Origin of the sequence: Streptomyces sp. NPDC001530 (genome assembly GCF_042894545.1) — a bacterium.
Lineage (GTDB): Bacteria > Actinomycetota > Actinomycetes > Streptomycetales > Streptomycetaceae > Streptomyces.
The window spans coordinates 194,019-204,485 of record NZ_JBIAVS010000005.1 but is presented as its reverse complement, the minus strand read 5'-3'; the positions used below and the strand labels follow the sequence as shown (position 1 = coordinate 204,485).

The following is a 10,467-nucleotide window of genomic DNA, read 5'->3' as shown; positions in this document are numbered from 1 at the left end:
CGTCTTGCAGCCCGTCACGGGCGCGGCCGGAGGCACAACGAAGATCACCATACTCGCCGCGACCGACAGCGCAAGGCAGCCGCTACGGGACCCCTGGGAACGCCGAAGAGCGACCACCCAGATGGGTGATCGCTCTTCAGTGCGTCAGCGTTACAGCGCTACCGAAACGCGTTGCGGCGCTCCCGGAGCGGCTGTGAAAGCTCGCGAGCAGTCCGTGCGGACCGCGAGGTGTTACTTGACCTCGACGGAGGCGCCGGCGCCCTTGAGGGACTCGGCGGCCTTCTCGGCGGCCTCCTTGGCGACCTTCTCGAGAACGGGCTTCGGGGCGCCGTCCACGAGGTCCTTGGCCTCCTTCAGACCCAGGGAGGTCAGCTCACGCACGACCTTGATGACCTGGATCTTCTTGTCGCCGGCGCCGGTGAGGATGACGTCGAACTCGTCCTGCTCCTCAGCGGCCTCGGCAACGGCGGCCGGGCCGGCGGGGCCGGCAACGGCGACCGCGGCGGCGGCGGTGACGTCGAACTTCTCCTCGAACGCCTTCACGAACTCGGAGAGCTCGATGAGGGTCATGTCCTCGAACTGCGCGAGCAGGTCTTCCTGGCTGAGCTTCGCCATGATGGGCGATCCTTCCACTAATTCGGCTGGTGCCGGATGTACATGTGAGGCGGGCGTACTTTCGGCCCGCTGCGACCACTGCCTAGGCGGCGGTGGTCAATGCGCGAGCCGAATTACTCGGCACCGCCCTGCTCGGCCTGCTTGGCACGGAGCGCGTCCACGGTGCGGACGAGCTTCGAGGGGAGCGCCTGGAAGAGCTGGGCAGCCTGGGACTGCTTGCCCTTGAAGGCACCCGCCAGCTTGGCGAGCAGAACCTCGCGGGACTCAAGGTCCGCAAGCTTCTTGATCTCGTCGGCGGACAGCGCCTTGCCGTCAAGGACACCGCCCTTGATGACGAGGTTCGGGTTGTCCTTGGCGAAGTCACGAAGACCCTTCGCCGACACCACCGGGTCACCGGTGATGAAGGCGACCGCCGTCGGACCGTTGAACAGGTCGTCGAGCGTGTTGATCCCGGCCTCGTTGGCCGCAATCTTGGTCAGCGTGTTCTTCACCACGGCGTACTGGGCGTCTTCACCGAGCGAACGACGCAGCGTCTTGAGCTGCGCCACGGTGAGACCCCGGTACTCGGTCAGCACGGCGGCATTCGAGCTGCGGAACTGGTCCGCGAGCTCGGCTACCGCGGCAGCCTTGTCGGGCCTTGCCATAGAGCGTCGGCCTCCTTCCGGGTGATGAGGACCGCTCGGAAGGGGCTGGGCAAAACGAAACGCCCCGGCGCAGGCGCACGGGGCGTAGCTCGACCGGTTCGTCCGCAGGCTGGGCAAGCGAACTCCGGGAGCACATCCACAGTCACCTACGCGGGTCGTCCGCAGTTTCAGCGGATCCTTCGGCCGCCATGCCCTCTTGCGAGCACATGGCAACGACCAGCGGTCTTTGGCTTCTGGGGAACAGTACGTGATTGGGTCACTGTCAAGCAAATCCGCTCGGCGGGCTCGGCCCTTCGGAAGGGCTCAGCCCTTCTGGGCGTCCTTCGCCAGCTGGGCCAGGTCGACCGTGTCCTTGGCGGACGGGGCCTTGATCGTCACCGGCTCGTTGTAGTCGAGGAAGGTGATGGTCACGTCGAGCGTGCCCTTGGTGGCGTCACCCTGCATGCGGAACTGCTTGGTGTGGTCGTCGCCGTCGATCCACGCGTCCATGGTGAGCTTGTCGACGCCCATCTTCTCGTACTGGTCGAGGCTCTTCTCGCGCTTCTCGCGGGTGGCCTTGTCCTTGCTCTTCAGGGACGCGCGGAGGTCGTCGAGGGTGACCGTCCCCTTGTAGTGCGTGGTCTTCACGCCGTCGACAGTCTCGCTGCCGACCTTCTTCACGTCCTTGGAGCCGGTCAGGAAGGTGGACTCCTGGGCCGGGTTCTGGTCGGCCCGGTCGCGGATCTTGGTGGTGTCGAGGGCCAGGCCACTGGCGGTCTTGGTGTGCCCGGACAGGTCGAACTTCATCCAGTGCTTGCCGTCCAGCTCCTTGGCGGCTTCCTCGCCCCCGCCCATGTAGAGCGCACCGCCGACCAGCCGCAGCTCGACCTCGCCCTTGTCGGCCCCGTCCAGCGCGGCCGTCTTCATGCTCATGGCCAGCGGCTTCATGCTCAGCGAGGCCTCGGCCCTGACCCGGCCCTGCTCCGGGACCCGGCCCGACATGCGGTAGCGCAGGGAGGTGATGTCGTCCGTGTTCTTCGCCGCCTTGGCGACAGCCGCCGCGGGCGTCATGTCCGGCGACTCCCCCGCGTCGCCCTTCGTACAGGCGACGCCACCCCCGCCGAGGACCAGAGCGGCGAGCGCCGCGCCCGCCGCTCTGCGCCGTACGACTCCGTGCACAGAAAGCCCCATGATTCCCCCGAGGAAACAAATGGTCGATTCACAGTCGGCCGTGAGCGTATCCCAGGGGGCTCAGGTGATCCTCTGAATTCTTGTGGGACTCAGGAGGTCTCGTGGGAGCTCCGGGAGGCCTCGTGGAGCTCAGGAGGTCTGATACGGGTAAGGGCTCAGGAGGTGGTGCCTCCCGTGCTCCCCTGCTTCAGCAGGTCCTTGAAGTCGGCGGTGTCGCTCGCCGGGGGCTCCGTGGCGGAGACCTTCACGCCGTAGTCGCTGTAGTACGCCGTCGAGGACATCGTGCCGGTCGACAGCTCGCCCTTTTCTACCTTCTTGACCAGCAGGTCGTCGCCGTTGACCCAGATGTCGACCTTCTCCGTGCTGACGCCGGCCGCCGTGAGCTGCTTCTTCAGATCCTCCAGCTGGCTCGCGCTGAGGTTGGAGGTCTTGGTCGCCAGGTCCGCGACATTCACCGTGCCCGAGTAGTGCGTGGTCTTCTCGCCGCGCACCGTCTCCTCGCCGACCTTCGTCACGTCACCGGAGGCCAGCAGGAGCTTCACCGACTGGTTCGGCGTGGTGTTCTGCATCTGGTCCTTCAGGTACGCGCCCGAGCCACCGCCCAACTTCGCCAGGTCGTCGTAGGCGTACTTGATCCAGTGCTTGCCGCCCGTCTGCTCGGCGAACTTGTCGCTCATCTTCGCGTAGTAGGCGTCGGGCAGATAGCGGGCCTGCATCGACGTGCTGCCCGTCTGACGCATGGTGTCGGCCATCGTGCCGCCGGTGTAGGTGATCGTCATGGTGCCGGTGAGGCCGTCGGCCCAGCCCATGACGCCGTCCGCCTTCATGGACATCATCGTGCCCATGGTCGTGGTGGACTCGACCTTGGCCGAGTCGGCGCTGTCGGTGGACTTCTCGGCCGAGCGCAGGGCGGCTATGGGGCTGACGTGCGTCGTGCCCTTGTGCACCGCCTTGTCGTCCTTGCCGGAGCTCCCGGAGCCGCCGGAGGAGCCGCAGGCGGCCACCCCCGCCAGAGCGGTCGTCAGCGCGATCGAGAGGGTCACGCGGCGCACGGTCCTGCTCTTCATTCGTCCCACCCCTATGCGAATTCTGTGATCTGCACGCTAGCGCAGCCCACTGACACCCGTATCCGAATTGCGTTCCGGGAAAAGGGACGGGCCCCGCACCTCGAAAGGTTGCGGGGCCCGTGTCAAAAACGCGTACGCGACGCGGTCACCGGGGTGAGCCGAAGGCTCAGACGGCGGCCGGGTCCTCCTCGACGAGGAGGTTGCGGGTGCGGTTCGGGTCGACCAGGATGCCGGGGCCGATCGTGGTGCTGATCGCGGCCTTCTTGATGTAGCGACCCTTGGCGGCCGACGGCTTCAGACGAAGGATCTCGTCCAGCGCGGCGCCGTAGTTCTCCACCAGCTTCGTGTCGTCGAAGGACACCTTGCCGATGATGAAGTGCAGGTTCGAGTGCTTGTCGACGCGGAACTCGATCTTGCCACCCTTGATCTCGGTGACAGCCTTGGCGACGTCCGGGGTCACGGTGCCGGTCTTGGGGTTCGGCATGAGACCACGGGGACCGAGGACACGGCCGAGACGACCGACCTTGCCCATGAGGTCCGGGGTGGCGACGACGGCGTCGAAGTCCAGACGGCCCTTCGACACCTCGTCGATGAGCTCGTCGGAGCCGACGATGTCGGCGCCCGCGGCGAGTGCGGCCTCGGCACGGTCACCGGTCGCGAAGACCAGGACCCGGGCGGTCTTACCGGTGCCGTGCGGGAGGTTCACGGTGCCACGGACCATCTGGTCGGCCTTGCGCGGGTCGACACCCAGACGGAAGGCGACCTCGACGGTGCCGTCGAACTTGGTCGTGGAGGTCTCCTTGGCGAGACGGACGGCCTCGAGCGGGGCGTAGAGCTTCTCCCGGTCGACCTTGGCGTCCGCAGCGCGGAGAGACTTGCTGCGCTTGCTCACTACTGCTCCTGATGTGTTCTGAGGAGTCGTGGTACGGGCCGAGCAGGCCCTGCCACGGGGTGTCCTACGAGGTTGGGTGTCAGCCCTCGACCGTGATGCCCATGGAACGGGCGGTGCCGGCGATGATCTTCGCGGCGGCGTCCAGGTCGTTGGCGTTGAGGTCGGGCATCTTGGTGGTGGCGATCTCGCGGACCTGCGCCTCGGTGATCTTGGCGACCTTGGTCTTGTGCGGCTCGCCGGAGCCCTTCTCGACACCCGCGGCCTTGAGGATCATCTTGGCGGCCGGCGGCGTCTTGGTGATGAAGGTGAAGGAGCGGTCCTCGTAGACCGTGATCTCCACCGGGATGACCCAACCGCGCTGCGACTCGGTCGCGGCGTTGTAGGCCTTGCAGAACTCCATGATGTTGACGCCGTGCTGGCCCAGCGCGGGGCCGACCGGCGGAGCCGGGTTGGCGGCGCCGGCCTGGATCTGGAGCTTGATAAGCCCCGTGACCTTCTTCTTCTTGGGAGGCATGTGCTCTCTCCGGGTCCTAGTGAGAGTTTTCAGCTTCCGCCCGGTTCATCCGGATGGAGGCATACCGCACAACGATAACGGGTATCTGTGCGCGGCCAAAAACCGAGCAGGTCAGACGAGCTTTTGACAGCCCGTCTGACCTGGTCGGAAGCGATGGCTCCAGAAGGTGCTAGTTCTTCTGGATCTGGTCGAAGGAGAGCTCGACCGGGGTCTCCCGGCCGAAGATCTCGACGAGGCCCTTGACCTTCTTCGAATCGGCGTTGATCTCGTTGATGGTCGCCTGCAGCGTGGCGAACGGGCCGTCGGTGACGGTGACCGAGTCGCCGACCTCGAAGTCCAGCACCTGGACCTCGACCTTGCGCTGCGGAGCGGGCTTGCCCTCGGCCTCGGCGGCCTCGCGGGCGGCCTTCTCCTCGGCCTCCGGGGCGAGCATCTTGACGATCTCGTCCAGGGTCAGCGGGTACGGGTCGTAGGCGTTGCCCACGAAGCCGGTGACGCCGGGGGTGTTGCGGACGACGCCCCAGGACTCGTTCGTCAGGTCCATGCGGACCAGGACGTAGCCCGGGAGCTTGTTCTGCTTGATCGTCTTGCGCTCGCCGTTCTTGATCTGCGCGACCTCTTCCTGCGGCACCTCGGCCTGGAAGATGAAGTCCTCGACGTTCAGCGAGACGGCGCGCTGCTCGAGGTTGGTCTTCACGCGGTTCTCGTAACCGGCGTACGTGTGGATGACGTACCACTCGCCGGGGAGAGTGCGCAGTTCCTCGCGCAGGGCAGTGACGGGGTCGACCGGCTCGGCCTCTTCTTCGGCCTCCGCCTCGTCGGCGTCCTCGTCCTCGGCGACGGCGGGGACGTCCTCGTCCTCGACGTCCTCGCCGGACTCGTCCTCGACGTGCAGGGCCGCTTCTTCGGCGGGCTCGCCGGCGGCGGCGTCGGCAGCCTCGACCTCGTCCTCGACGTCCGCGCCCTCGACGATGTCGAGCTCGTCGTCAACGGACTCGACCGACTCGATGGCGTCGTTCAGGTTCGGGTCAGACACGGTGGCTGCTTCTTCCTGGATACATGGGGGTGGAACACGCGAAAGGGGCGCCGGTGACGGCGCCCTTCGCTCTCGGCTCAGCCGAAGACGTACTTGGCGGCGTGGTTGAGCCCATAGTCAATCACGGTCACCAGGGCGATCATGATGACGACGAACACAATCACCACTGTGGTGTACGTCGTCAGCTGATTGCGAGTCGGCCAGACCACCTTGCGGAGCTCCGCAACGATCTGGCGATAGAAGGTGGCAAGGCGCTTCAGCGGGCCCTTCTTGGCACGCTTACCGCCCTTGCGGGCCTTCTTCTTGGACTCCGGCGCCTCGGCATCAGGCATGTCGATGGAGCCCACGGCGTCCGTCACTCGTCCTCACCTGATTCCGGGTCGTGGCCGTGCCGCGCCCGGTTGAGCCGCACGGCGGTGCATTGCAGTACGTACATGCGCACACATCCTGGCGAAAGGTGTGTGTAGCAGGGCCGGAGGGACTTGAACCCCCAACCGCTGGTTTTGGAGACCAGTGCTCTACCAATTGAGCTACGACCCTTTGATTTCCCCCAACGTACCGCATCCTCCCGAGTGCTCGTTGTGCACCGGGTGGGTGCGGCCGGTGAAGGCCAACGAGGTGAGAGTGTACGTGGTCCTGAGCCGGTCGTCGAACAGAAAGTGTCCGTACGGGCTTTGTCCGCAGAAGATCGACTGGTGAGCCGCCCGGATCCGGACGGATGTTCTGCTGATGTTCAGTCTGTGAAACCCGCGTGCCGGGGGCGTTTCCGGTCTGAAACGATGGGTCCCATGAGCGCTGCAACCCCTCCCACCGAGCGCCGGGTCTCCGCCCGAGTCGGCGCGATCTCCGAGTCCGCCACCCTCGCCGTGGACGCCAAGGCCAAGGCCCTCAAGGCCGCCGGGCGTCCGGTGATCGGCTTCGGCGCCGGCGAGCCCGACTTCCCGACCCCGGACTACATCGTCGAGGCCGCCATCGAGGCGTGCAAGAACCCCAAGTACCACCGCTACACGCCGGCCGGCGGCCTGCCCGAGCTGAAGGCCGCGATCGCCGCGAAGACCCTGCGCGACTCCGGCTATGAGGTGGAGGCCGCCGAGGTCCTGGTCACCAACGGCGGCAAGCAGGCCATCTACGAGGCCTTCGCCGCGATCCTCGACCCGGGCGACGAGGTCATCGTCCCGGCCCCGTACTGGACGACGTACCCGGAGTCGATCCGTCTCGCCGGCGGTGTCCCCGTGGAGGTCGTCGCCGACGAGACCACCGGCTACCGCGTCTCGGTCGAGCAGCTGGAGGCGGCCCGCACCGAGAACACCAAGGTGCTGCTGTTCGTCTCCCCGTCCAACCCGACGGGCGCGGTCTACACCCGCGAGCAGATCGAGGAGATCGGCCGCTGGGCCGCCGAGAAGGGCCTGTGGGTCCTGACCGACGAGATCTACGAGCACCTGGTCTACGGGGACGCGGAGTTCCACTCCCTGCCCGTGGTGGTGCCCGAGCTGCGCGACAAGTGCATCGTCGTCAACGGCGTGGCCAAGACCTACGCCATGACCGGCTGGCGTGTGGGCTGGGTCATCGGCCCGAAGGACGTCATCAAGGCCGCGACCAACCTCCAGTCGCACGCCACCTCGAACGTCTCGAACGTGGCCCAGGTCGCCGCGCTCGCCGCCGTCTCCGGCGACCTGGAGGCCGTCGCCAAGATGCGCGAGGCCTTCGACCGCCGCCGCAAGACCATCGTGCGCATGCTGAACGAGATCGACGGCGTGCTCTGCCCGGAGCCCGAGGGCGCCTTCTACGCGTACCCGTCGGTGAAGGCCCTGGTCGGCAAGGAGATCCGCGGCAAGCGCCCCCAGAACACGGTCGAGCTGGCCGCGCTCATCCTGGAGGAGGCCGAGGTCGCGGTCGTCCCGGGCGAGGCCTTCGGCACGCCGGGCTATCTGCGTCTGTCGTACGCCCTCGGTGACGAGGACCTCGTCGAGGGCGTGTCGCGAATCCAGAAGCTGCTGGCGGAAGCCCGCGACTGACGTTTCGCGCTCCACGCGCGTGTGCGGGCCGTTTCCCTTCGGGGAGGCGGCCCGCTTCTTCGTGCGAGCAAGACCACTAACGGGGAAAGCGCTACCGGGACGACAGGAACGTACGGCAGGATCCTCGAATGGAGCGCGTACGTGATCTCTCTGAACTGCCGAAGGCCCATCTGCACCTGCACTTCACCGGTTCGATGCGGCACACCACCCTGCTGGAACTGGCCGACAAGCACGGGATCCATCTGCCCGAGGCGCTGACCAGCGCGGAGCCGCCCAAGCTGCGGGCGACGGACGAGCGCGGCTGGTTCCGGTTCCAGCGGTTGTACGACGCCGCGCGGTCATGCCTCAGAGATCCCGAGGACATTCGGCGCCTGGTGCGCGAGGCCGCCGAGGAGGACGTCAAGGACGGCTCCGGGTGGCTGGAGATCCAGGTCGACCCGACGTCGTACGCGCCTCGTCTGGGCGGTCTGATCCCGGCGCTGGAGATCATCCTGGACGCCGTGGAGGCGACCTCGCGGGAGACCGGGCTCGGGATGCGCGTCCTGGTGGCCGCGAACCGCATGAAGCACCCGCTGGACGCCCGTACGCTGGCCCGCCTGGCCGTGCGGTACGCGGACCGGGGCGTCGTCGGGTTCGGGCTCTCCAACGACGAGCGGCGGGGTATGGCGCGGGACTTCGACCGGGCCTTCGCGATCGCGCGGGACGGCGGACTGCTGTCCGCACCGCACGGCGGCGAGCTGACCGGGCCGGCCTCCGTCCGCGACTGCCTGGACGACCTGCACGCCTCGCGGATCGGCCATGGGGTGCGGGCCGCCGAGGACCCGCGGCTGCTGAAGCGCCTCGCGGACCGCGGGGTGACGTGTGAGGTCTGCCCGGCCTCGAACGTCGCCCTGGGGGTCTACGAGAAGCCGGAGGACGTCCCCCTGCGCACGCTCTTCGAGGCCGGGGTTCCGATGGCCCTCGGCGCCGACGACCCCCTGCTCTTCGGCTCCCGCCTGGCCGCCCAGTACGAGATCGCCCGCCGCCACCACGGCTTCACGGACGCCGAGCTCGCCGAACTGGCGCGGCAGTCCATCCGCGGTTCGGCCGCCCCGGAGGACGTCCGGGCGAAGCTGCTGGCCGGGGTCGACGACTGGCTCAGCGGCCCGGCCGCTTGAAGTGGGCGTAGGGCGGATACGGCTGAAAACCGATGACGACCTCCGGGCTGCGCCAGGTGTCCGGGGCCTCCTGCAGCTCGCAGGAGATCGAGGTCATGAAGGCTGCCTTCCCCTTGACCACACCCTTCTGGCGCGGTCCCCAGCCCGCCGCGTACGAGAAGGCCATGGCGGCGGAGGCGAAGACGTCACGGCTGCCGATCAGGAAGAACGTCCGCGCGTGCGTGCCGTGGCGTAGCCAGTCCCGCGTGTCCGGCCGGTCGCGCCGCCGCTGCCAGGCTTCGGCGTCGCGCGCGGTGCGGGCCTCGTCCGTGCGCACGGTGAGCGGGGTGCCGTGCGTCAGCCTGCGGCGCAGTTCCGGCCACTTGCTGGGGCGCAGGCCCGCCGAGTGATGGACCAGGACGAGGTCGACGAGGTCGTCGCAGCCCACGTGCGGCGGCAGCGGCCCTTCCCGTAGCGGCACATGCACGATCGTGTGCCTGGAGTACGCGGCGAACGAGAAGAGGCCCGCGAGCCGGTTCAGCCCGTCGTGGTCGCCCATCAGCATGCCGAGCGAGGCTTCGGGGTCACGGAGCGAGGTGTGGCGCAGCGGGGTCCAGGGCTGCACGACACGGTGTTCATGCGGGCCGGTGCGGGGTGTGAACTGGCGGAGTCTCAGCCGCATTTGGGATGCCTCATGAGCCCAGGGTGATCGTCAGGCCGGGCCACCGGCAAGCGAAATACCGCGCAGGAGCGTGCGGGCGAGGCCCGGCGCGAAGGTGTCCAGGGGCGGCGGCTTGCCCTCCTCCGTGGAGTCGTAGGCGAAGGCGCGCTGGGCGCAGGCTCCGAGGAGCAGCGAGGCGGCCGCGAAGGTGTCGGCGTAGGGGTGGATGCGCCCGGCCCGCTGCTCGGCCTGGAGATACGCGTCGACTCCCCGGATGGGCATGTGCGGCCCCGCGCCCATCGCCCGCATGGCCTCGTCGTGGCGGCGCTTGAGCTGCGTTTCCGCGTACAAGGAGGCGGCGATCGGAAAGCTCTGCTCATAGAAGAGGGCCGCCTGGCGGGCGATCTCGGTGAGGTTCTCCTCGACGGTGTGCTCCGCCGGCTCGGCCATGAGCCTGTCCAGCAGGGGGCCGACTTTGGGCAGCCGCTCCTCCAGCACCTTGATGAAGAGCTCCTCCTTGCTCGCGAAGTACTTGTAGAGCGCCGCTTCGGAGCAGCCCGCCGCCTTGGCGATCTCCTTGGTGGTCGCGCGAGCGAGGCCGACGGTGCGCATGAGCTCGTGCGCCGCGTCGAGGATGCGGAGCCGGGCAGGTTTCTGCTGCATGGGCCCCAAGGATTCCATGGCTTCTCCCATCAAGCTTGACGGGTGGGTGAGTAC

At 67.7% G+C, this 10,467-nt stretch carries 12 protein-coding genes and 1 tRNA gene; 2 read left to right on the top strand and 11 right to left on the bottom strand.

Annotation, left to right across the window (positions count from 1 at the left end):
- Window positions 1-231: 231 nt before the first annotated feature.
- The 9 genes from rplL to ACFY0T_RS11530 form a co-directional block, all read right to left on the bottom strand.
- Entirely contained in the window at window positions 232-615 is a 384-nt protein-coding gene (rplL, locus tag ACFY0T_RS11570; protein WP_388867624.1) for a 50S ribosomal protein L7/L12, read from the bottom strand.
- Window positions 616-728: 113 nt separating this feature from the next.
- Entirely contained in the window at window positions 729-1,259 is a 531-nt protein-coding gene (rplJ, locus tag ACFY0T_RS11565; protein ID WP_388867621.1) for a 50S ribosomal protein L10, read from the bottom strand.
- Window positions 1,260-1,562: 303 nt separating this feature from the next.
- Window positions 1,563-2,429, bottom strand: coding sequence for a DUF1396 domain-containing protein (locus ACFY0T_RS11560; protein WP_388867619.1), 867 nt, complete (start codon window positions 2,427-2,429; stop codon window positions 1,563-1,565).
- Window positions 2,430-2,584: 155 nt separating this feature from the next.
- The gene (locus ACFY0T_RS11555) at window positions 2,585-3,496 is read right to left on the bottom strand and encodes a hypothetical protein (RefSeq protein ID WP_388867616.1); all 912 of its coding nucleotides are present in this window, start codon (window positions 3,494-3,496) and stop codon (window positions 2,585-2,587) included.
- 166 nt (window positions 3,497-3,662) lie between these two features.
- Window positions 3,663-4,388 carry a 50S ribosomal protein L1 gene (gene rplA / locus ACFY0T_RS11550; RefSeq protein WP_388867613.1) on the bottom strand — a complete coding sequence of 242 codons (726 nt, stop codon included), beginning with the start codon at window positions 4,386-4,388 and terminating at the stop codon, window positions 3,663-3,665.
- A 79-nt stretch (window positions 4,389-4,467) separates the two neighbouring features.
- Window positions 4,468-4,902 (bottom strand): 50S ribosomal protein L11, encoded by a 435-nt coding sequence (gene rplK, locus ACFY0T_RS11545; protein WP_028805116.1) that lies wholly within the window; start codon window positions 4,900-4,902, stop codon window positions 4,468-4,470.
- 169 nt (window positions 4,903-5,071) lie between these two features.
- Window positions 5,072-5,938, bottom strand: coding sequence for a transcription termination/antitermination protein NusG (nusG, locus tag ACFY0T_RS11540; protein ID WP_388867609.1), 867 nt, complete (start codon window positions 5,936-5,938; stop codon window positions 5,072-5,074).
- A 77-nt stretch (window positions 5,939-6,015) separates the two neighbouring features.
- Complete coding sequence (secE, locus tag ACFY0T_RS11535) at window positions 6,016-6,297, bottom strand: preprotein translocase subunit SecE (protein WP_189190363.1); 282 nt, start codon at window positions 6,295-6,297, stop codon at window positions 6,016-6,018.
- Between the two features lie 108 nt (window positions 6,298-6,405).
- Window positions 6,406-6,478, bottom strand: a tRNA-Trp gene (locus ACFY0T_RS11530).
- A gap of 248 nt (window positions 6,479-6,726) precedes the next feature.
- Here ACFY0T_RS11530 and ACFY0T_RS11525 point away from each other — a divergent pair.
- Both ACFY0T_RS11525 and ACFY0T_RS11520 read left to right on the top strand, forming a co-directional pair.
- Window positions 6,727-7,953, top strand: coding sequence for a pyridoxal phosphate-dependent aminotransferase (locus ACFY0T_RS11525; protein WP_388867605.1), 1,227 nt, complete (start codon window positions 6,727-6,729; stop codon window positions 7,951-7,953).
- Window positions 7,954-8,081: 128 nt separating this feature from the next.
- Window positions 8,082-9,110 carry an adenosine deaminase gene (locus ACFY0T_RS11520; protein WP_388867602.1) on the top strand — a complete coding sequence of 343 codons (1,029 nt, stop codon included), beginning with the start codon at window positions 8,082-8,084 and terminating at the stop codon, window positions 9,108-9,110.
- Here ACFY0T_RS11520 and ACFY0T_RS11515 read toward each other — a convergent pair.
- Window positions 9,091-9,771: a hypothetical protein gene (locus ACFY0T_RS11515; RefSeq protein ID WP_388867599.1), complete on the bottom strand. Its 681-nt coding sequence runs from the start codon at window positions 9,769-9,771 to the stop codon at window positions 9,091-9,093. The two genes, ACFY0T_RS11520 and ACFY0T_RS11515, sit on opposite strands and share 20 nt — an antisense overlap.
- A 30-nt stretch (window positions 9,772-9,801) precedes the next feature.
- A complete protein-coding gene (locus ACFY0T_RS11510; RefSeq protein WP_388867597.1) occupies window positions 9,802-10,413 on the bottom strand; it encodes a TetR/AcrR family transcriptional regulator in 612 nt (203 codons plus the stop codon).
- Window positions 10,414-10,467: the final 54 nt, after the last annotated feature.

Coding starts and splice junctions, on each gene's coding strand:
- rplL (WP_388867624.1), bottom strand. CDS start 615: ATGGCGAAGCTCAGCCAGGAAGACCTGCTCGCGCAGTTCGAGGACATG.
- rplJ (WP_388867621.1), bottom strand. CDS start 1,259: ATGGCAAGGCCCGACAAGGCTGCCGCGGTAGCCGAGCTCGCGGACCAG.
- ACFY0T_RS11560 (WP_388867619.1), bottom strand. CDS start 2,429: ATGGGGCTTTCTGTGCACGGAGTCGTACGGCGCAGAGCGGCGGGCGCG.
- ACFY0T_RS11555 (WP_388867616.1), bottom strand. CDS start 3,496: ATGAAGAGCAGGACCGTGCGCCGCGTGACCCTCTCGATCGCGCTGACG.
- rplK (WP_028805116.1), bottom strand. CDS start 4,902: ATGCCTCCCAAGAAGAAGAAGGTCACGGGGCTTATCAAGCTCCAGATC.
- ACFY0T_RS11525 (WP_388867605.1), top strand. CDS start 6,727: ATGAGCGCTGCAACCCCTCCCACCGAGCGCCGGGTCTCCGCCCGAGTC.
- ACFY0T_RS11520 (WP_388867602.1), top strand. CDS start 8,082: ATGGAGCGCGTACGTGATCTCTCTGAACTGCCGAAGGCCCATCTGCAC.
- ACFY0T_RS11515 (WP_388867599.1), bottom strand. CDS start 9,771: ATGCGGCTGAGACTCCGCCAGTTCACACCCCGCACCGGCCCGCATGAA.
- ACFY0T_RS11510 (WP_388867597.1), bottom strand. CDS start 10,413: ATGCAGCAGAAACCTGCCCGGCTCCGCATCCTCGACGCGGCGCACGAG.